Annotated in this window: 16 protein-coding genes, 1 tRNA gene and 1 rRNA gene; 10 read left to right on the forward strand and 8 right to left on the reverse strand. The window is 59.1% G+C overall.

Features of this window, described 5'->3' with window-relative positions; translation table 11 throughout:
- Positions 1–192: 192 nt before the first annotated feature.
- The 3 genes from rrf to LOC68_RS00015 all read left to right on the forward strand — a co-directional run bounded on the left by rrf (position 193) and on the right by LOC68_RS00015 (position 3,353).
- Positions 193–300, forward strand: a 5S ribosomal RNA gene (gene rrf, locus LOC68_RS00005).
- Between the two features lie 141 nt (positions 301–441).
- Positions 442–1,134: a hypothetical protein gene (locus tag LOC68_RS00010; protein WP_230214142.1), complete on the forward strand. Its 693-nt coding sequence runs from the start codon at positions 442–444 to the stop codon at positions 1,132–1,134.
- Positions 1,135–1,148: 14 nt separating this feature from the next.
- Positions 1,149–3,353, forward strand: a complete 2,205-nt coding sequence (locus LOC68_RS00015; protein WP_230214144.1) for a type ISP restriction/modification enzyme — start codon at positions 1,149–1,151, stop codon at positions 3,351–3,353.
- Here LOC68_RS00015 and acs read toward each other — a convergent pair.
- From acs to LOC68_RS00035, 4 genes are all read right to left on the reverse strand, one after another.
- Complete coding sequence (gene acs / locus LOC68_RS00020; RefSeq protein ID WP_230214146.1) at positions 3,350–5,305, reverse strand: acetate--CoA ligase; 1,956 nt, start codon at positions 5,303–5,305, stop codon at positions 3,350–3,352. The two genes, LOC68_RS00015 and acs, sit on opposite strands and share 4 nt — an antisense overlap.
- A gap of 94 nt (positions 5,306–5,399) precedes the next feature.
- Positions 5,400–6,104, reverse strand: coding sequence for a 3-keto-disaccharide hydrolase (locus tag LOC68_RS00025; protein ID WP_230214148.1), 705 nt, complete (start codon positions 6,102–6,104; stop codon positions 5,400–5,402).
- A 19-nt stretch (positions 6,105–6,123) separates the two neighbouring features.
- Positions 6,124–7,362, reverse strand: coding sequence for a DUF6807 family protein (locus LOC68_RS00030; RefSeq protein ID WP_230214150.1), 1,239 nt, complete (start codon positions 7,360–7,362; stop codon positions 6,124–6,126).
- Positions 7,363–7,812: 450 nt separating this feature from the next.
- Positions 7,813–8,568 carry a polyprenol monophosphomannose synthase gene (locus LOC68_RS00035; protein WP_230214154.1) on the reverse strand — a complete coding sequence of 252 codons (756 nt, stop codon included), beginning with the start codon at positions 8,566–8,568 and terminating at the stop codon, positions 7,813–7,815.
- Positions 8,569–8,671: 103 nt separating this feature from the next.
- Between LOC68_RS00035 and LOC68_RS00040 the strand changes: the two genes are divergently transcribed.
- The gene (locus LOC68_RS00040) at positions 8,672–9,988 is read left to right on the forward strand and encodes an MFS transporter (RefSeq protein WP_230214155.1); all 1,317 of its coding nucleotides are present in this window, start codon (positions 8,672–8,674) and stop codon (positions 9,986–9,988) included.
- Here LOC68_RS00040 and LOC68_RS00045 read toward each other — a convergent pair.
- The 4 genes from LOC68_RS00045 to LOC68_RS00060 all read right to left on the reverse strand — a co-directional run bounded on the left by LOC68_RS00045 (position 9,955) and on the right by LOC68_RS00060 (position 15,469).
- A complete protein-coding gene (locus LOC68_RS00045; protein WP_230214157.1) occupies positions 9,955–10,905 on the reverse strand; it encodes an SDR family oxidoreductase in 951 nt (316 codons plus the stop codon). The genes LOC68_RS00040 and LOC68_RS00045 overlap by 34 nt on opposite strands.
- A gap of 42 nt (positions 10,906–10,947) precedes the next feature.
- Positions 10,948–12,492 (reverse strand): hypothetical protein, encoded by a 1,545-nt coding sequence (locus LOC68_RS00050; protein WP_230214159.1) that lies wholly within the window; start codon positions 12,490–12,492, stop codon positions 10,948–10,950.
- A gap of 19 nt (positions 12,493–12,511) precedes the next feature.
- Positions 12,512–13,960 carry an ExeA family protein gene (locus LOC68_RS00055; RefSeq protein ID WP_230214161.1) on the reverse strand — a complete coding sequence of 483 codons (1,449 nt, stop codon included), beginning with the start codon at positions 13,958–13,960 and terminating at the stop codon, positions 12,512–12,514.
- A 150-nt stretch (positions 13,961–14,110) separates the two neighbouring features.
- Entirely contained in the window at positions 14,111–15,469 is a 1,359-nt protein-coding gene (locus LOC68_RS00060) for a hypothetical protein (protein ID WP_230214163.1), read from the reverse strand.
- 175 nt (positions 15,470–15,644) lie between these two features.
- Between LOC68_RS00060 and LOC68_RS00065 the strand changes: the two genes are divergently transcribed.
- The 6 genes from LOC68_RS00065 to LOC68_RS00090 all read left to right on the forward strand — a co-directional run bounded on the left by LOC68_RS00065 (position 15,645) and on the right by LOC68_RS00090 (position 21,424).
- Positions 15,645–16,319 (forward strand): phosphoribosylanthranilate isomerase, encoded by a 675-nt coding sequence (locus LOC68_RS00065; protein ID WP_230214165.1) that lies wholly within the window; start codon positions 15,645–15,647, stop codon positions 16,317–16,319.
- 180 nt (positions 16,320–16,499) lie between these two features.
- A complete protein-coding gene (gene ahcY, locus LOC68_RS00070) occupies positions 16,500–17,828 on the forward strand; it encodes an adenosylhomocysteinase (protein ID WP_230214166.1) in 1,329 nt (442 codons plus the stop codon).
- Between the two features lie 121 nt (positions 17,829–17,949).
- Positions 17,950–19,272 (forward strand): DUF1015 domain-containing protein, encoded by a 1,323-nt coding sequence (locus LOC68_RS00075; protein WP_230214171.1) that lies wholly within the window; start codon positions 17,950–17,952, stop codon positions 19,270–19,272.
- A gap of 255 nt (positions 19,273–19,527) precedes the next feature.
- Positions 19,528–20,274: a ParA family protein gene (locus tag LOC68_RS00080; protein WP_230214172.1), complete on the forward strand. Its 747-nt coding sequence runs from the start codon at positions 19,528–19,530 to the stop codon at positions 20,272–20,274.
- Positions 20,267–21,265, forward strand: coding sequence for a ParB/RepB/Spo0J family partition protein (locus LOC68_RS00085; protein WP_230214174.1), 999 nt, complete (start codon positions 20,267–20,269; stop codon positions 21,263–21,265). Before LOC68_RS00080 ends, LOC68_RS00085 begins: the two co-directional genes overlap by 8 nt.
- Positions 21,266–21,349: 84 nt before the next feature.
- A tRNA-Pro gene (locus LOC68_RS00090) sits at positions 21,350–21,424 on the forward strand.
- The last annotated feature ends 89 nt before the right edge of the window (positions 21,425–21,513 follow it).

Below are 21,513 nucleotides of genomic sequence, written 5' to 3' on the forward strand. Positions count from 1 at the left end.
TAGCATTCTCTACCAATTCAAACGAATAACCGTCGCACGTTTAAGCTCAACCCCGTTTGGGCTCGATTAACGAAGCTTCAATGCTTCAGACGTGCGACCAGTGGCCACTACGCTGCGGATCGCCAACCAGCGATCCGCCGTTTGCCATGAGTCACTAGGCTCGCGTTCGCCCGCACGTGAACGCAAGTCTCTTCCGGTGACCATATCGAAAAGGTCATACCTGTTCCCATTCCGAACACAGCCGTCAAGCTTTTCGAGCCGATGATAGTGCCAAAAGCGCGAAAGTAGGTATCGCCGGATTTATTTACACTTCCAAAGCCCCAGCAGTCTCTGCTGGGGCTTTTTTTATTGCTGCGGCGGCAGTTTCGGTTCGCGATGTAAAGTGTTGCCCGCTATACTCTTCGCATTAGTTGTTCTTCTCCGCGAGTTTAAGAGATTCTCATGAGCAGTGGCGATCGCTTCAGCGTTGACGACCCCTTTTCGCCCCGCCCTCCGAAAAAGAGTTCCGGCGGCGGGTGGTTCTTTGGGATCGGCGGATGTATCGTCGCGGCCGTTGCGCTCCCCACGCTGCTAGTCTGCGGCTGCTGCGGCGGTCTGGTGCAGTGGGCGATGAACGAGCGGGCGAAAGAGATTGTCGCTGCGGTTGAGAAGGACGAAACGTTCCGCGAAGAAATCGGCAAGGTTTCCTCGAGCTCGATCAATTGGTCGGCGTCGATGGCTGCTGGGGATGACGTCTTCGTTTACGACGTTACCGGCGACAAAGGGAGCGGCCAGCTTTATGTCCACGAGCCTGGCGACGATGTCGAGAGCATCGATCTCCACAAGGGATCAAAGGAATGGGCGCTCGAATTTGACGCGGAGTCGCTGAGCGATTGGGGAAATGATCCTCAGGTGATGAGCGCTATCGAAGGCGATCCGACGATCGAAAAGATGCTCGGCACGATCAGTAAATGCGAAATGAACCTCACCGCTTCGATGGGGGAAGATGATCCTAATATCTTCGTCTATGACGTTGAGGGGGACAAAGGAAGCGGCCAGGTTTTGATCGAGTTTAACGATGACGAAGATATTGTCTCGGCGAAACTGAAAAAGGATGGTCAGGAAATCGATCTGAAAGTGGATGGCGAGAATTAAACGCCAGGGATGGAATGAACGCTGGCAGCAGTTTGCCGGAACTGGCCGAGAACTTTGAGGCCCGATTAGCCCAATCGGATGATGCGGCACGGCGACGCCACGGCGTTTATTATACGCCTCCCGAGGTCGCCGCCGCCATGATTCGGGCGGTGGATCAATCGCTCCGGCAGCAGTTTGGTTTGCCTCTTGGCCTGGCCGACGATTCGCGATGCAATGAGACCGATGCGCCGCTGATTTCGATTCTCGACCCGGCGTGCGGCGACGGCGTTTTTCTCGAAGCGGCAATTCGCCGAATCTATCAAAACTACTGCGACGCTGGCGACGAAATCGCCTGGCCCGCGGCGGTTCATGAGCGAGTTTTGCCTCGCTTGTTCGGCTGCGAGCTCTTTCCGGAAGCGGCCGAAGACGCTCGCCGCCGCTTAATCGCCGTGCTGAACGAAACCGGCGTTACCGATGTGACGCCTGATGAGATTCAAATTCGCGTCGGCGATGCCCTTTCTGAAGCGACCTGGTCGGACGGCGAAAAGTTTTCCGTCATCATCGGGAATCCTCCCTACTCAGCGACGACGGCCAGCCATGGCGATTGGATTAAATCGCTGATGACCGGCTCCGGTCAACCGTCGCGTAACTATTACGAAGTCGCCGGACAGCCGCTCCGCGAGAAGAAACTGTGGCTGCACGACGATTACGTCCAGTTTTTTCGGCTCGCTCAGTGGCACTTGGATCGCTGTGGCTTTGGCATTCTTTGCTATCTGACCAATCATGGCTATCTCGATAATCCAACCTTTCGCGGTATGCGTTGGGAATTACTCCGCGGTTTTGATCGCATCAGCCTGATCGATCTGCATGGAAACGTGAAAAAGCGGGAGAAAAGCGAGGAAGAACCGGACGACGAAAACGTGTTTGCGATCGAACAAGGGGTTGCGATCGGCCTGTTCACGAAAAAAGGAGAGGGGAGCGAGTTGGCGACGCTCCACCGCGGCGATCTTTGGGGATCCCGTGCGGCGAAGCTCAAACGTCTGGAAAGTGAGTCGTTCGTGGATATCGCTTCGGACGAGATCAAGGTTTCTACGCCGCACTACTTTTTCATGGCGCGAGATGAAGCGCGGGCCAGTGAATATGAACGGGGACTGCCGATTTTGGAGCTGTTCGGCAAATATGCTTCGGCCGTAGTGACGGCGCGCGACAAGATTGTGATCGACCATGATCGCTCCGCGCTGCTGGAACGCATTGGAGAATTTCGCGACGAACGGCTGTCAGACGAAGAAATTCGATCCGCCTACTTCTCCAGCAGTCGCAGCGGGAAATATCCCCCAGGCGATACGCGGTCGTGGAAACTTGCCGATGCGCGAGCGGCGCTGCGTGCCGACGACCTTTGGCAATCGCGACCGATGCGTTGTCTCTATCGTCCGTTCGATTATCGCTGGATCTATTGGACGCCGGAGATGATCGATTGGCCGCGGGGAGAGATCATGCGTTCGCTTGCCGCGGGAGAAACGATCGGCCTGATCGTGCGGCGGCAGATGCCGACTGGGCAAGAATGTAACTACTTCGGCGTGACCGACGCGATTACGCTCGACGGAATTTTGCGCAGCGATAATCGGGGAAATGAGTCAATCCTGCCGCTGTCGATTGCTGGCGAAAGCAATGTGCGAGACGAGTTGCTCGGCGTGCACCGGAAACGGTGGAAGGATCAAACCGTTACGCCCCAAAATTTGGCTGCGCTGATTTACGCAATCTTTCATGCGACCTCCTATCGCCAGCGTTACGCCGATCAATTGCGGATTGAATACCCCCGCCTTTTCTTTCCACAGAAATGGTCGCTGGCCGCGAAGCTAATTGCGTGGGGAGAGCGTCTGATCGAAGCGCACTTGTTACGTGACGCGGCGTCTGGGAACGAAGAGGGGACGGAAGTCGAAGTTGACCGCGGATATCCTAAGTACCTTAGTGGCCAGATCTTCGTTGGGAAGAACCAGCCAATCGCAGCGGTGACCCTAGACGAATGGAAATGCCGCTTCGGCGTTCACCAGGTGCTCGAGAAGTGGCTGAAAGATCGTCGCGGCTATGAATTGTCGAGCGACGACGTCGCGACTTATCGTCAGATCATTGCCGCGGTAAAGGCGACGATCGAGATTCGTCGCCAGATTGATGCGGCTATTGAGAAGTCCGGCGGATGGGCCGCCGCGATGGTTGATCGCGACGGCCGCACGCTGGCTTAGTCTTCGTCGCGCAGTTTGGCGAGCGAAGCGAGATCTTCGAGAGTCGAAGTATCGCCGACGAGTTCCTTACCCGACGCGATATCACGCAGCAAACGCCGCATGATCTTACCGCTCCGAGTCTTGGGAAGAACGGCGGTGAAGCGGATGTCGTCCGGCACGGCGAGGGCGCCGATTTCTTTGCGAACGTGCTGCTTCAGAGCGGCTTTCAATTCGTCGGTCGGTTCGGCGTCGCGAAGCGTGACGAAGGCGGCGATCGCTTGGCCTTTGATGTCGTGCGGTCGACCGACCACCGCTGATTCCGCGACGTTCGGGTGCGACACGAGGGCGCTTTCGACTTCGATCGTCGAGAGTCGGTGCCCCGAGACGTTGATCACGTCGTCGATACGACCCATGATCCAGTAGTAGCCGTCGTCGTCGATGCGGGCGTTATCGCCTGCGAGGTAGCAGTGCGGAACGGTGCTCCAGTACTGCTGCTTGTAGCGAGCTTCATCACCCCAGATGCCGCGGAGCATGCCGGGCCAAGGATGCGTGATGGTGAGCTTGCCACCCTGGTTCTTTTCGCAGAGTTCGTTGTTCTCGTCGAAGATGCCCGGAATGACGCCGGGGAGCGGCTTGGTGCAACTGCCCGGTTTGGTCGGAATGGCGCCCGGCAGCGGCGACATCATGATGCCGCCGGTTTCGGTTTGCCACCAGGTATCGACGATCGGACAGCGCGAGGCGCCAATCTTTTCGTGGTACCACATCCAGGCTTCCGGGTTGATCCCTTCGCCGACGGTGCCGAGCAAACGGAGGCTGGAAATGTCGTGCTTGTCGACCCATTCGTCGCCCCACTTGATGAAGGCGCGAATTGCGGTCGGGGCGGTGTAGAGGATGGTGACCTTGTACTTTTCGATCAGCTCCCAGAAGCGACCTTCGTCCGGGAAGTTCGGGGCGCCTTCGTACATCACGCAAGTGGCGCCAGCCGACATCGGACCATAGACGACATAGCTGTGACCGGTGATCCAGCCGCAGTCGGCGGTGCACCAGTAGATGTCGTCGTCGCGATGATCGAAGACCCACTCGAACGTTTGCTTGGCGTAAAGGTTGTAGCCAGCGGTGGTGTGTTTGATCCCTTTCGGCTTGCCGGTCGATCCGCTGGTGTAGAGGATGAACAGCGGCGTTTCGCTGTCGAACGGTTCAGCCGGGCAATCGTCACTGACGCTTTCGATCAGATCGTTCCACCAGATGTCACGACCTTCCTGCATGTTGATTTCGTTACCGATCCGCTTCAGCACGATGCACTTCTCGACGGTCGGCGACTTGGCGAGCGCTTCATCGACGGTCGCTTTGAGCGAGAGCTCTTTACCGCGGCGCCAGGCGCCATCGGCGGTCAGCATCACGCGAGCGCTGGCGTCATGATTGCGATCGGCGATCGCTTCGGCCGAGAACCCGGCGAAGATGACCGAGTGAATCGCGCCGATGCGAGCACAGGCCAACATCGCGATCGCCAATTCCGGCGTCATCGGCATGTAGATCGAGACGACGTCCCCTTGCTGCACGCCGAGGCTCTTTAGGCCGTTGGCGAAGCGGCAGACTTCGCGGTGCAGCTCGGCATAGGTCAACGTCCGCGTATCACCGGGCTCCCCTTCCCAGATGATCGCAGGCTTATCGCGACGCGGCGTCGAGAGATGACGGTCCAAGCAGTTGTACGAAGCGTTGGTTTTTCCGTCGACAAACCACTTGGCGAACGGCTCGTTCCATTCCAAAGTTTTGCGATACGGTTCGAACCAATGAAGTTCGGTCTTCGCAATTTTATCCCAGAATGCGGGGGGGTCAGCCTTCGCTTCGTCCCACATTTGCTGATATTGCTCCATCGAGCTAATGGCGGCTTTGGCCTGGAATTCCGGGGTCGGGGGGAAAACACGGGCCTCTTGCATCACATTGCTGATGCGACCGGACGATTCATTTGCCATGCGCAATCTTTCCGCGAGATAAAAGCATCTCTTAATTAAAAAATAAGGGGAAGGAGCCGATTTTAGATGCGCTTTCTAGGGTAGTCAACGAACCTTAGGGAAGCTGAGAATTTGGCTCGCCTGAAGAGACTTTGAGTGGCTCGATAACCACATTGCGGAAATAGAGCGGCGTGGGGCCCCCGTCCAGAGTGATGGGGCCTTCGGTATCGAGGTGAATATCATCGACAACCGCGATCCGACATCCATTGAGCCAGACGTCGACCTGATGACTGCGAACGCGAATCGTCATGTGATTCCATTCGCCGAGCGGCTGATCCGTACAGCGCATCGGTTTGATAACGCGACGACAACCTTGATAGATCGCGCCAGACGAACGACGCTGATCGGCGCCGTCGCTATCGGCGTCGCCAATGGCAACGCTCCAGCCTCCAGGCAGGCCAATCGTCGCCGATGAGCAAGGCTCGCATTTCCATTGAAACGACAAGATGCAAGGACCGAAGTGACGTTCGGTCTCGATCGGCTTGCCGGCGCCATCGTATTGCAGGATGCCGAACGCCGCTTGCCAGTGAACGCTCATATCGTCGGCGGCGAGTTCGGTGAGCACTTCGCGATCTTGCGGGGAGAGTTCGTTGGCGTCGCAGCGGATCGTGGGACGCCAACCTTGCAGATCACGTTCGTTGAAGAGCTTCGATTGCGATAGTTCCGGCGCGTTGTCGAAAGGGGCGGACCAGCAGACGCTCGCCGACAATACGATCAGCGCAGTCCCCGCGATGCGGAGACGCGAAGCAAACTTGCCCATTTGCACTCGCGTGAAAGTCTTATTCAACGATCGAAACCTGCGGCGGTTGATTGAAGCTGGCGTACGACTCGGCGATCGCGTCCGGAGCGATTTCTCCTTCGGTCAGATAAACGCGGTAGTTCACTTCCAGCGGTTCCTCTTGCGGAACGTCGGTCGCAAAGTAGGAACCAAATCGCCCGTAATCCCGTTCGCTGAAGCGAGCCGGTTTCGGATTGGTCGGACGATCGAGGTAACAGGTCGAATAGGTCTTGTCGAAAGCCTCGAAGACGAGCACGTTCCACGGCAGGTCGACATGTTCCTTCTGACCGGGCCAGTTGCGGAAGGCGCCCGGTTTTCCCTTGCCGTCGGGACGAATGTAGAAGGTCTTTTTGGCGGTATTGTCCGGAACGAACTGCGTTGCGCGGAATTGGAATCCTGCGTGCTGCGGATCGCCGTCAAGCTTCAGGTCGTCGACCTTGCTTTCGAGTCGCGACGCGAATTCGATCAGGCGTCCTTCCGGCGTGCGATAGACGGTCAGCTCGCGTTCTTCTTCAGCAAACGGCTTGCCGTCACGTCCGCGCCATTCGACTTGCAGCAATTGGCGACCGAGGACGGGGCCAGCTTCGCTGCTGATGACTTTGATGTGAGCTTGCGATTCGCCGTTGTTGCAGTGCCAGACGTCGGCGTTTTGCTTCTTGCCGTCAGCCGAGTAGCTGATGCGATTGAAGCCGTAGAACAGGCCGCGGTGATGCGGGAAGAGCCCGCCGGGGCCCTTGGTCAGCAGGTTATTGCCATCCAGGTCAAAGACATGGTGATATACCTTGAAGGTTTCGTGGCGACGCTCAGGTGATGAGTCGTCGAGCGCCTCGTACATGTAACGCAGCACCGGCTTATTGCCGTCGAGCAGATCCATCGACTTGCCCGGCGTGTCTTTCCAGCTGTACTCTTGTCCCCCTGCACTTCCGCCAAATTCAACGGTCGCCGTCAACTTGGCGCCTGCGTCGAGTTTCGGAAGGACGAAAGTCAGCTCGAGGTCTTTCGTGGCGTCCGCTTTCGAGAGCAGGCTCGGAGCGGTCAGCTGACCAACCAGCTTCGTGCCATCCGAAAGAGCGACCGTCGCGACCTGCGCGTCGCCAGCGGCAGCCTTGGGAACAGCGACGGTGACCGGCACATTGATCTCGGCCTGGTCCGACGCGGTGATTTGCAGTTTCAAGGGAGCGGCAACGGCCGCCGAGTAGACGAGCAAGGTCAGCGCCAAAGCGATTGGCCAGCGGAGCATCTTGCAACCTCTTGGGGGGGAAGGATAGGCGAGATAGTCACGTACAGAATAAGTCGCCGACTGGATTGGTTCAACCTGGGCGAATCGGCCGCGACCGGACTGGACTCGACCGCTTCGTTTTTTCACGTTGGATCAATTCCAACCCCCCCGTCATTATTCGTTAGCGCCCAAATGGACGGTGGACTGGACTGCTATATTTTTTCCCGGACTGGCGGGCGAACCGGACCGGCGGAATTTGTTAGCGCTCGAATGGACAGTGGACTGGATCGCGTCATTTTTTTTCCGCCGGACCCGCGGGGTTTGTTAGCGTCCGAATGAACAGTGGACTGGACGGCGCGAAATTTTTTTTCGGCCGAAGCATCATCCGAAGGGGAAGTGCCGCAAGCCATCTCGCAATCGACCACGATCGCGTGCGCTTTGTCAATAGACAAAGACTGCCCGGAAGAGGGGCTAAGCCGACTTCGATTGCGATGTGAAGATCGAGCCGAGCCCAAGACGGGCGATCAGGTAGAGAGCGCGAACCGCTTCGCGCCAGTTGATCTTCGAATAGCCACGTTCCCGCTCAACGAAGACATAGGGAACCTCGCAAAAGGTCGCTCCCGCCATCCGAAAACGCCAGAGGATTTCCTCGAAGAACGAATAGCCCTTCGAGACGATCGCGTCAAAGTCGAGCCGGGCGAGGGTCGCGACGCGGTAGCAGCGAAATGAGCCGCTGCAATCGCGAACCGGCAGACCTAAGAGCAATCGCGTATAGAAGTTGATCCCGCGACTCATAAAGCGGCGATGGAGCGGCCAGCCTTGAACGCCGCCCCCTGCGACATAGCGAGAGCCGACCACGACGTCGACGTCGCTCGTTTTGGCGACGGCGAGCAGGTCGACGATCTTTTGCGGCGTGTGGCTGAAGTCGGCGTCGAGGTTGACCATTAAGTCATAGTCGCGGTCGATCGCATACTTCATTGCGGCGATGACGGCGGTCCCTAGTCCGGCGCCCCGGGCACGATGCATACAGGAGAGACGCGGCTCGTTGGCGGCGAACTCCTGGCACCATTTGCCAGTTCCATCGGGGGAGTCGTCGTCAACGACCAAGATGTCGGCGTCAGGGACAGCGTCCAGGATCTCGGCGACCAGCAGCGGAAGATTGTCGATCTCGTTGAACGTCGCGACCGCAATCAACACGGTGTGAGAGGGTGGGCGGTCGTTCGACATGCAAGGTAGGGAAGCAACAAGGGAAAATGGCCCGCTGGTCACGGGAGGCAAGCTCGTATAATAGCTGGAATTCCCCGCCCTGTTTACCAACCTTTAAGATTCCATGTCCGCGACGAGCGACAATTTTTCGCCCGAAAATCCTTACAATCGCGACTTCTGGCTCGGATATTTCGCCAATTTGGCGTTGATCGTCGGGATGAGCAGCCTGTTTCGGTACGCCGACTTTATCGCCTATTTGGGCGGCGGTCCGTATCAGTTGGGGCTGGTGACCGGCTGCGGGATGACGGGGGGATTGCTGGGCCGGTTTCTGCAGGGGCGGCTGATCGATCGGCTGGGACCTCGCACCGTTTGGCTTTGCTCTCTCTTCGCGTTGACCCTGTTCGTGCTGTTGCACCTGACCGTTCAGAGCCTCCATTCTCCTTGGATTTTCCTGCTGCGGATCGGGATGATGATCAGCGTCGCAGGGGCCTTCAGCGCTTCGCTGACCTCCGTTTCGCTGAAAGCTCCGCCGGGGCGAACGGCGGAGATGGTGGGGGTTCTCGGCTCATCCGGGTTTATCGGAGTGGCGATTGGACCGGTGATCGGAGACTGGATTTTTCAGGGGGACCAGGTCACCTTCGGTCAGATTCAGGCGATGTTCTTCCTGTCGGGAGCGATGTTCGCCGTCTCGATGTTGCTCGCTTATCTATCGACTCGCGGTGATCTTCGCACGCCCCATCATGAGCACCCTGCCCTTTGGACGCTCGTACGATCGTTCAATCCCGGATGGTTGCTGCTCATGGGGATGGTTGTGGGAGGAGGCGTTCTGATGCCGCAGGTCTTCCTGCGGAGCTTCGCCGACTCGCTGGAGATCAATCAGATTCGGTACTTCTTTCTCGCCTACGCGCTGACGGCGTTTTCGGTCCGGATTGCTACGCGGCAGTTCACCGATCGCTACGGCGTGAAGAATACGGTCATCTTCGGCATGACCTGCCTGGTGTTGTCGATGATCGCTTATCTGCCGGTCACCGCGTATTGGATGCTGCCGCTGCCTGCGGTCTTTGGCGGAGCGGCGCACGCGTTCTTGTTTCCGGCGGTCGTTGCCGGGGGAGCGACCGTTTTCCCGCGTCGTTATCGCGGAACCGGCACCAACTTGATGTTGGCGTCGCTCGACTTTGGTTCGCTCGTCGGCTTTCCAATGGAAGGGGCGATCGTTACCTGGGCCGATGAGCTGGGTTGGCCAGGATATCCGACAATGTTTACGGTCCTGGCGGTCACGTTCGCCACGACGACGCTTCTCTACGCAGCCTTAGGCCGGAAAGAGATCGGCGAAGAGTACGGCGAGGAGTTTGACGTGGAGTCGCCGGCGCCGATCGAACCGGCGCCGCAGTGCGAGCTGGAAGTCGATCAGGCCGATCGTGAAGCGACGAGCTGTCGATAGTAGTCAATCGACATCTGTAGGCCGGTCTCGAAGTCGATCTCGACTTCATAGTTGAGCAGCGTCCGCGCGAGCGTGTTGTCGGCCATGCTGTCGCGAACGTCGCCGATTCGCGGGGGATCATGCTTCGGCTGGACGTCGGTTCCCAATTCGCGATTGAGCAGCTCGATCAGTCGCAACAGAGACGTGCTGCGGCCATTGGCGACGTTGATAATCCGACCGGCTACTCCGTCCGCTTTCGCGGCCGACAGATTCGCCAGCGCGACGTTCTTCACAAAGGTGAAGTCGCGCGACTGCTGGCCGTCGCCGTAAATCACCGGGCGATCGCCTTGCAGCAGCAGCGTGATGAAGATTGGGATCACGGCCGAGTAGGGGCTATCGGGATCTTGCCGCGGTCCAAACACGTTGAAGTAGCGAAGGCCGACCGTTTCGATGCCGTACGTGTGATAAAAGGCTTGCAGGTAATACTCGGCCGAGAGTTTCGCCGCGGCGTAAGGGGACAACGGATTCGGCAGGTCGGTCTCGCGTTTGGCCAACGTCGGCGCGTCGCCATAGGCGCTGCTCGACGCGGCGTAGATCAGTCGACGAACGTTCGCCTTGCGAGCTTCGTTGAGCAAGTTGACCGTTGCGGTGACGCAGTGTGCGTGCGTATCGAGCGGGCGCTCGACGCTGAGCGGAACCGAAGCGAGGGCCGCTTGATGAAAGACGACGTCGATGCCGCGAACGGCGTCGGCGACCACGGCGCTGTCAGTGAGGCAACCTTCGATGAACTCAACCTTGCCTGCGACCTGGTCGAGATTGCTTCGTTTGCCGGTGCTCAGGTTGTCGATGACGCGCACCTTGTCGCCGCGAGCGACGAGTGCGTCGACGATATGCGAACCGATAAAACCAGCGCCGCCGGTGACAAGATACTTGGCCATAGTTCCGCTGCTAGGTTGGATGTGGGGCGGCCAAGTCGACGTTTATTTCAACTTGGCGTTCATCGCGACCGCCGCTTCAATGCGACCGCCGATCGAGGCGATACGTTTTGAGGCCGCTTTCACGTCATCTTTTGTGGCGCGTCCCAAACAGGCCGTCAAGTAGATCGACTGGCACAAGACGCAGTACAGTTCCGTCGAAACGGCGCCGGGATGTTCGCCCACCAAAATGATCAACGGCCAGATCTCGTTCAGCTCCCGCCAGACGGCCTGAGCCGATTCGAGGTCGCTGCGCGACACCGTGTAGAGGCTACGTCCCGCAGGCAAGAAGTCAATTTGTCCGCAGCGGAGCCCAACCACCCGCTCGGTCCACTTCGTTTCGCGGCGGATCACCTCGTAAAAGCCGAGCGAATCGCGCATTCTCAAGCGATGCGAAAGCTGCTTCCCATGGACGTCGCCGTCGATAATCAATACGCGTCGATCTTCTCGCGCGGCGGCGACGGCGGTGTGAAAACCGGCCTGATGGGCGTCATCGCCACCATCGGCGGAAAGAAACAGCGAGGACGTCGGCTTGGTGGAAGGCTGCGCAAGACGCTCATAGCGTTCGCTGATTCGCGCATCCTGCATGTCGGCCAAGGTCTGCTCCTCAAAGGAACAGAGGTGAGGACGCGGCGCCGCTGACGTGAACGAGCGGAGTAGCAGTGATGGCGGTTCCGGCTTGGCGACCGGCGGCTTTTGCGGTTCAGCGAGGGATTCCGCTTGACGGTCGCCAGGCGGTTCAACGGCTTGAGCTTGGGCCTGGGCGAGCGCTTGAGCCTGAGCTTGAGCGACCGCTGCGGCCCGCGATTTCTCGAACCGCGCCTTTTCCTCGGTCCGCAACCGAATGATCTCGGCCAGGTCGTTTTGTTGATTCTCGACCATGCGGCGCGCTTCGGCGAGCGCATTATGCAAGTCGGCCTCTTTGCGAGCGAACTCTTCCGCCTGCTTGGATAGCTCGGCGCTCAGACTGGCTCGCAGCGCTTCTTCGTCGACCGACGACGTCGACTGGATCGCTTGCTGAATCTCATGCAGTTCCGCTTCTTTGGCCTGGAGCCGTTCTGTCAGCGTCGCTGCATCCGCGGCGACCTTCTGACGAGTTGCGTCCAATTCGTGCAGTCGCTTTTGCAGCGACTCTTGCTCCTGACGGAAGCGGGCCGCGTCTTCCTGGCGAAGCTGCTCGGCTGCGGCCTGAAGACGCGCGATCTCAGCCTGAAGTTCGGTTTGCAGTTCTTCGTGAGCGCTGGCGTCCGATTGATGCGATTCCAGCTGCGACTGCAGCTGAGAGAGTTGCCGTTCCAGCTCTGTTTTTTCCGCGCTCAGTTCCGCTTCCAGATGCTGACGCTGCAAGGCGAGCTGTTGGTCACGTTCCGCGATCTGCCGTTCGTATTCGCTGCGGAGTCGCTCTTCCGTTTCCGCGATGGCTTGACCCACCGCCGCTGCGACGTCGCGAACCGCGTCGATTTGTCCGACGGTGTTGTTGATCGTCGGCGTCGACGCAGGGGCGGCGCCCTGCTCTTGCAGACGTTTCAACGCGTCGAGCATTTTCGACATGATTCGAAGCCTCGGTTACCTAGGCGTGTTCGCGGCGAAGGTTACTAAAGAGCCGCCGGAATTCACGGCGTCGACTGCGCGTTGGCGCCGTTTCGGCTTCGTGATCTTCGATGATCAGGATGTCGCGATCGTCCGCAGGGGGCGGAGTCGGAGCCGATTCCCGCAGATGTCGCGAGACGATTTCTTCATCGCGAGCGTACGGAGGCATGACCACATCGACCGCGGCGACGGCCTCGTGATTCGACTGAACCATCACCGGCGTCGGCTCGAGCAGCGACGCGATCTCGACCCCTTCGCGGCTGTGCACTTGCTTCAACACGCCACGAGCGTCGCTGAGGCTGGCGTAACGATCGAGGATCACCTCTTCGTTGTCGAACGATTCGTCGAACGGATTCTTCGCGGCGCTGAGGAACTCGAGTTCCGCTTCGGGCTGAACCGAAGAGGCGGGCTCGAAGTCGGCTTCGGTTGCGCTCATGCGAAGCGTCGACGCGGCGTCTTCGTCCACCACGTCCCGCTTCTGTTTCGGCGGAGCCATGATCCGCGACGGGAACTTTACCGACTGCGGAAGTTCAGCGGCCTCGTCATCGAGCGAACCGAATTCCAGCACGCCACCGGCGCTGGTTGGCGGGGTGAACTCTTCTTGGCTAACCGTCCACGGTCCAGGCATCTGTTGCAAGTCGGCCCACGCTTCTTCAATGCCGCTCGCGTCGATCCGCTTTTGCGATCCGAGCGAAGCCAGCACCAAGGTGTGGTCGCACAACTGATTGATTAGGCGGGGAACGCCGCCGGTGACTTGGGCCACCGCTTCGAGGGCTTCGTCCGAAAAGAGGGTGCGATGCGAGCCGGCGCCTTCCAGCTGGAATTTGACGAACTCGGCGGTCTCCGCTTTCGAGAAGGTCTCGAGGTAGCATCGTGCAGCGACGCGTTGATTCAACGAAGTGAGTCGCGGCGATGCGAAGCGTTCTTCCAGAGTCAGGCCTCCGGCGAGCGCCATGCCGACCAGCGATTCTCCCTTTGCGGAAATATTGGTCAGCAGTCGCAGTTCGTCGAGCAAGCGGGTCGGTAGCGTGTCGGCTTCGTCGATGAAGATCAACAGGCCTTGTCGATCGTCATTGGACGAGTGGAGGAAGTCGACCAGCGACAGTCGGAGTTCCCCTTCTTCGAGTCCACGATAGGGAAGTCCCAAATCATACAGCAACGCTTGCAACAAGGCACGGCGAGAGCAGACGCGGCCGCATTGCAGAAACGAGATGTGACGCTGAGCCTGCAGGTCCTTTGCAAGCACCTTCAACAGCAATGACTTGCCCAGTCCCGGCCCGCCGATCAGCAGCGCCGGACCCTCGCCCCGATGCAGACAGCGCCGCATGGTGCTGCGAGCCGCTTCGGCAGCGGCGGAGGGGAAATAGTAGGGGGCGTCAGCGGCTGCTGGAAATGGGCGCCGCATAAGCTGATAAAACGATTCGTACATTGCTTATTCTTCCTAGGCTGTGCAAGTCTTCTTGGCGGACTGCAAGCCGAGTCATCAAAGTGATTTGCGCTGCGCAGCGTGCATTTCAACCATCGGCAAAAACAGGGGGCGATCTCCACCGGGACCATGTGGGAATCTGTTACGGCTTCCTTACTGCGCAAACTTCCAAAGTTGATTTTGGGCGTTGTAGAGCGCGGTGAACGGTTCATGCGTGAAAGTACGCGTGAACTCAGGGTCAACCAGGAGGGCGACCAGGATCAAGCCGACGAGCGCTACCAGCGAGTATTCGCTAGCGACGATGGCGAAGCGGGCAAGCATGCGAGTCGCCGTACGCTTGCGGGGAACAGCCGGTCCGCCGGGCAGCGGCAGTTCGGCGACGATCGAAACGCCCGCGGCGGCTGCGATTTCTTTGGAGCTTACCAGAATCGCTTCTTGCTCGACGGTCGGAATGCAGAGTGCCGCGAATCCGCCCAACAGGGTCGCAACCGCCAACAGCATGCCGACGCGAATCAGAGGAAAGTTGCCGCCGATCATTCCGGCGACGTGCGGCGACTGGTCAACAACGGCGCTAATCGAGGTGTAGAAGCGATGCCCATCGGCGGCAATCTGATGTTTGCCCCCTACAGCTTGCAGCGACAAACGCGCTTGCGTAACCGCCTGCTTCAACCGTTCGTGCTCCGACTTCAGTTTCTCGACATTGACCGGCGGCAATTGGGCCGCCGGGACCGACGGAGCGGGATCCGCAAAGCGAGGGACTTGAGTCAGCTGAGCTTGCAGCGAGGCGATCTTCGCTTTGACGTTGATCACCATTGGGTGCTCTTCAGTTCGCTGCGTCAGCAAGATAGACAGCTCCGCTTCTTGATCGGAGATCTGTTGCCGCAGTTCCTGCCATTGCAGGTTCTCTTCGATCGCGGGAGCGGCGACGTTGACTTGAGGTTGGCGACCAGCGAGAGCGTCACCATATTTCGCGACAAACGCGTCGAGGTTTTGTTGCGACTCTTGCAGCGTGCTGCGGGCCGACTGATCAAGTTGGATCGCCGCGTCGCCGATTCGACTCGCCTGATCGTCGGCGTGCTGGTCGATCTCTTGCTGAAAAACTTCGCCGATTTGCTTGGCCAGTTTCAACGCCCCGCCGGTCGTGGGGGAGGTCGTCACGATCGAAACGTCGGCATGATGGCCCGTTGATCGCGGGGTGATTTCAATTTGAATCTGCTCGCGCAATTGGTCGACGCCAATCGGATCTTCGGTTCCGCTGGTGGTCTTTTCGGCGACTAACAACAAAGAGGCGTCGGAGAGCGTCTTGGTTTTCGCTTCCTCGGCCACATGGATCAGCGCCGATTGGTCGGCCAAGTCGGCGGAAACGAGAACGCCTAACTGCGCAACGACCGATTGAACCGGGGTACGGCAGAAATAGAGTCCGATCGCAACTACGGCCAGCGCCGTAACGATGAACGCATAGGCGCGACTCGCAGCGCTGGTTCGCGATTGACGCGTCGCCGAGTCTTCCACTTTTCCATCCTCCATGGGCTGACGGATGCTAGCTGTCCTTGCCAACATTTCGTCGTTGTCTATTCATCGGCGCCTGGAGAGTCGCGCTTCATCAGATTCGCCTAGTTCGCACTCCGAAATCAGCCGGCTAAAATAGACGAACGCTGAATGTAAGTTCCCCAGCCGGAGTCACCCGTTGTTCCAACGCAAGATTTGCGGAATCACCACCGCCGAAGACGCCCAAGCGATGATCGCAGCAGGGGCAGACGCGCTGGGACTGAACTTTTATCCCAAAAGCAAACGGTTTCTCCGGCCCGAAGTCGCCGCTGACGTTCGCCACGCGATCTCGCCCGAAACTGCGGCGGTTGGTCTGTTCGTCAACGCCGACGTCGTCGATGTCGTCGCTACGGCCAAGCGGTTGGCGCTCGATTGGGTTCAACTACATGGGGACGAACCGCCGGAATACCTTGCTCGCCTCCGGCATCTCGGATCGCCTCCTGTGCTGAAGGCGTTCCGCTGCGGTCCCGGCTGGAAAGAGGAAATCGCTCAGTTCCTGTCGCGGTGTGCGGACCGCGAATGTTCGCCGCCAGCGATTTTGATCGACGGCTTTCAGCAAGACGCCTATGGCGGAACCGGACAGACGGCCGATTGGGAGTCGCTTGAAGGGTGGTCGTCTTGGCTGAGCGCCCTAGAATGTCGCTATCTAGTCCTGGCTGGGGGGTTAACGCCCGATAACGTCTCCGCCGCCATCGCCAATGTGCAGCCAACGGCGGTTGATACGGCGAGCGGCGTCGAAAGCGAGCCAGGCAGGAAAGATCCCGTTCTCGCCGCTCGATTTTGTGCAAATGCGAAAGCGGCGATGGGCGTGTAAAAGCCCTGTAAAACCCGCTTTTGCTAGCGTTCGGGCATTTACGGACTTGCTGCGCATTGACTACATTTAACTATTCCCCAGGTAGCCGGGGTACGCGGCGCCGTTGCGCTTGCCGCTCGCTTTGCGGTGTAACGAAGATTGCCGCAATTGATTTTCCAATTCAAAGAAGGAGACGTCTCCGTGTCGCAAGTTGAAAAGCTCCCCTACAAAGTCAAAGACATCAGCTTAGCCGCGTGGGGGCGGAAAGAGATCCAGCTGGCCGAGGTCGAAATGCCGGGCCTGATGGCGCTCCGCGAACGGTATGGCAAGGACAAGCCGCTGAAGGGAGCCCGCATCGCTGGTTGCCTTCACATGACGGTCCAGACCGCGGTCTTGATCGAAACGCTGATTGAGCTGGGCGCCGAGGTGACCTGGAGCAGCTGCAACATTTTCTCGACCCAGGATCACGCCGCCGCCGCCGTCGCCGAACGGGGCGTGCCGGTCTACGCCTGGAAGGGTGAAACCGAAGAAGAATTCGATTGGTGCATTGAGCAGACGATCTTCTTCCCCGATGGCAAGCCGCTGAACATGATCCTGGACGACGGCGGCGACTTGACCGTCATGGTCCACAAGAAGTTCCCGGAACTGACCGAAGGGATCCGCGGGCTGTCGGAAGAAACGACTACCGGCGTGCACCGTCTCTATCAGATGTTCAAGAAGGGCGAGCTGAAGATGCCCGCCATCAACGTCAACGACTCGGTCACCAAGAGCAAGTTCGACAACTTGTACGGTTGCCGCGAATCGCTGGCGGACGGCATCAAGCGTGCGACCGACATCATGGTCGCCGGCAAGGTGGTCGTCGTCTGCGGTTATGGCGACGTCGGCAAGGGTTGCGCCCAGTCGATGCGCGGCTTCGGCGCTCGCGTGATCATCACCGAAATCGATCCGATCATCGCCCTGCAAGCCGCGATGGAAGGTTACGAAGTCACCACGGTCGAAGAATGCGTCGGCTACGGCGACATCTTCGTTACGACGACCGGTAACCGCGACATCATCACTGGCGCTCACATGGAGCAGATGAAGAACGACGCGATCGTCTGCAACATCGGTCACTTCGATCTCGAGATCGACATGGCCTACTTGTACAAGTCGCCGGGCATCACCCGCGACACCATCAAGGACGATTCGGTTCCGGGCGGTCCGCTCGATCGCTTCACCTTCCCGGATGGTCACTCGATCCTGGTGTTGGCCGAAGGCCGCCTGGTCAACCTCGGTTGCGCCACCGGTCACCCGTCGTTCGTCATGTCGAGCTCGTTCACCAACCAGGTGATCGCTCAGCTCGAACTGTGGCAGAACTCGGACAGCTACCCGATCGGCGTGCACGTTCTGCCGAAGCACCTGGACGAAGAAGTCGCCCGTCTGCACCTCGACAAGCTCGGCGTCAAGCTGACCAAGCTGACCGACGTCCAGGCCGATTACATTGGCGTGCCGGTCGATGGTCCGTTCAAGCCGGATCACTACCGCTACTAAATCGAATCGTTCGACTTGTCACCTATTCAACGGGCAAGTCGAGCAAAAGATACGCACGGGGGCTGCGACGTTGTTCGCAGCCCCTTTTTGTTTTGTTTGCACACGAACGAGTAAGCATCGAATGCCACAGATTCAAGCAATTCGCGGACTCCGCTACGACTTGGGCCACGTCGGTTCGCTCAGCGACGTCGTCGCGCCGCCGTACGACGTGATCGGCCCGGAACTTCAGGATGAGCTCTACAAGAAGCATCCTGCCAACACCGTGCGGCTGATCCTGAATCGCGAAGAGCCCGGCGATGATGACGCCAACAATCGCTACGCCCGCGCCGAACGTTTCCTGAAGACCTGGATCCGCGAAGGGGTCCTGACGCAAGAATCCGATCCGGCGATCTACGTCTATCACCAGGAATTTGAAGCGGAAGGCAACCGCTACGTCCGACACGGCTTCATGGCCGGCGTAAAGCTGGTCCGCTTCGGCGAAGGGAACATCTACCCGCACGAAGAAACGCACTCGTCCGCCAAAGCGGATCGTCTGAAGTTGTTCAATGCAACCAAGACGAATCTAAGCCAGATCTTCGGCCTCTATCCCGATCCGGGGAACAAGACGCAGAAGCTGCTTGACGATTACGTGATGGACAAAACCCCGCTGGTCGCGACCGATCACCTGGGAGTCGTTCACCGCCTCTGGCCGATCACCGATCTGCAGATCATCTCGCAAGTCTCCGCCGCGATCGCCGACGCGCCGATGTACGTCGCTGACGGACATCATCGCTACGAGACCGCCTGCAATTACAAAGACCAATTGGCGGAGTCGGGCGAATTGACCTCGGTTCATCCCGCCAACTACGTCATGACGATGCTGGTCAGCATGAGCGATCAGGGAATGATCGTCCTGCCGACCCATCGCCTCTTCCGCGGTCTCCCCGCGATGAGTTCGGATGACCTGGTCGCCAAGCTGGGCGAATACTTCGACGTGACCCTTTCCGGACAAGGCGCCGACCAGGCCGACACGATCTGGACCGACATCGCCACCGCCGACAACCAGGGCCAAATCGGCTTTTACTGCCCGGTCGACAATACCTGGGTGATGGCCACCATCAACGAAGCGGGCGAAGCGAAGATGGCCGAAGTCGCCGCCGAGCATAGCGGCGACTGGCAGGGACTCGGCGTTTCGATCCTTCACCGCCTGGTGATCGAGACCTTGCTGGGCGCCAAGGATCTGCCGAAGGCCAACTACGTTCACCTGGTGAGCGAAGTGGAGGAAGGGATCGAACATGGCGATCCGGAAAACGGCGGCCAGCCTTATCCGTTGGCGGCGGTCGTGATGCCGGCCACGATCGACCACATTCGCAGCATCAGCGAACATGGCGAACGGATGCCGGCCAAGAGCACCTACTTCTATCCGAAGCTGCTCAGCGGGCTCGTCTTCAATCCACTTACCTAGCCAATCGTTACCGTTTCACGTGAAACGCGACCAATCCAAGGGGCGTTTCGGGCATCTGTCCGGAACGCCCCTTTTGCGTAATTTGGGCGTTTCACGTGAAACAGGTGAGTTTGAGCCGAATGTGCGTTTCACGTGAAACATGGCGATTTCCGTTTTTCGCGGGGGAAATGACATTCCGCGTTTGCGCGCTTCCTCGCTAGAATCTCCACCCGCGCACCGCCAATCGGCTTCGCGTGAAGGTCCGTGAGGGAAACTGTGGCTCGAATCATCTGCATCGCGAATCAGAAGGGAGGCGTCGGCAAGACGACCACCGCCATTAATTTGGCAGTGGCGCTGGCCAAGTCGGCCCAGAAGACGCTGCTGATCGATCTCGACCCGCAGTGCAACGCGACGACCGGATTGAACCTGACTCCGACCGATCGGCATCCGCTCGTCCTGCAGCAATCGCTGCGGGACGCGATCAAGCCGACGGCGGTTGCCGGACTCGATCTGCTGCCGGGGAGCCGGAGCTTCCAGGATGTCGAAACCCTCGCTTCGGACGATCAGCCGCAGGCCGCCGTGCTCGAGTCTCACTTGGAACGGGGCATGGCGGGCTACGACTTCGTCCTGATCGATTGTCCCCCATCAGTCGGCAAGCTGACCCAGACGGCGTTGTCGGCGTCGACCGAGGTGCTGATGCCGATCCAATGCGAGTACTTCGCGATGGAAGGGCTGACGCAGATGATTCAGGTGATCCGCGGCGTCATGCAGCAGAAGCCTGACCGATTGGCGTTTGGCGGGATCGTGCTGACGATGCACGATCCGAGATTGGAATTAACCGCCGAGGTCGAGGAGGAAGTCCGCGACTTCTTCGGCGAAGTGGTATTTGACACCGTGGTCCCCCGGGATGTCCTCGTCAGCGAGGCTCCGAGCCACGGCTGTTCGGTAATTGATCATGCGCCCCGCTCACGAGGAGCACGGGCTTACATCGAACTATGCATGGAGGTACTCGAGCGTGACTAAGCAAAAGCGATTGGGACGTGGATTGGCGGCGCTGTTGGGCGGGCCGATGGATGAGACCGGCGCTCTGACCGACGCCCCGATCGAAGCAGGCGCGCCCCGGGTCTTCAATCCGGATCACCAAGACGAACCGGCCGCCGCCGTTGCACCAGCTGCCGAAGAGTTCGCCGGCGAGCGACTGATCAAGTTGCCGGTCGAAGAGATCGACGCTAACCCTTACCAGCCGCGGCAAGAGTTCAACGACGACGAGATCGCCGAGCTAGCACAAAGCCTCCAGCAGCACGACATGCTGCAGCCGATCGCCGTCCGCATGGTCGAAGGGCGTTACCAGCTGATCTCGGGCGAACGTCGCCTACGAGCCGCGATTGTCGCCGGTTGGGACGAAGTCCCGGTCCGCGTCTTTGAGGCGGACGACCAGACCGTCGCCGAACTGGCGATCGTCGAGAACCTGCAACGCAAAGACCTGAACGCGATTGAAAAGGCGATGTCGTTCGAGCGCTATCTGCACGAACATGGCTGCACCCAATCGGAACTGGCCGAGCGGATCGGCGTCGATCGCTCGACCGTGGCGAACCTCCTCCGCTTGCTCGAGCTGCCGGAACCGGTGATGACCGCCGTGATGACCGGAGAGCTGACAGCCGGACATGCCCGGGCTTTGCTGCCGCTGGGAGAAGAAGGAATCCAGGTTGAGTTCGCTCGCCGGATCTTCGAGGAAGGTTGGAGCGTGCGAGGGACCGAAGAAGCGGTCCAGGATTACATCCACTCCAGCGACGGCCCGCAGACGATCAAAGCCCCGATAAAAAAAGGGCGAACCGTCAGCGACCAGGTCGCGTCCCTCGAGCAGGAATTCCGCATGGCTCTGGGGACTAAGGTCGACATCAAACAGTCGGGCCGCGGCGGCAAGATCGTGCTCCATTTCAAGGGAAATGACGAGTTCGATCGAATTCGGGATCACTTACTCGGCGGCGCGACCGAACTGCGGAAAGCCGGTTAGAAAAACGTGCCTCCTTGTGTAAGGATGTATAGTGCACGTGTCATTGTCAGGTTCCCGTTCGGCGGATAAGATCGGGAACTTACTCGGGGTGTAGCGCAGCCTGGCTAGCGCATCTGCTTTGGGAGCAGAGGGTCGCAGGTTCGAATCCTGTCACCCCGACTATTACTAGAAATGAGCCCTTCGGCGAGAACGTCGAAGGGCTTTCTTATTGTGGGCACTAGAATTACGTCATCGAGCGTCCACTTCAA

Source organism: Blastopirellula sediminis (assembly GCF_020966755.1).
In the GTDB taxonomy this organism is placed as follows: Bacteria; Planctomycetota; Planctomycetia; order Pirellulales; family Pirellulaceae; genus Blastopirellula; species Blastopirellula sediminis.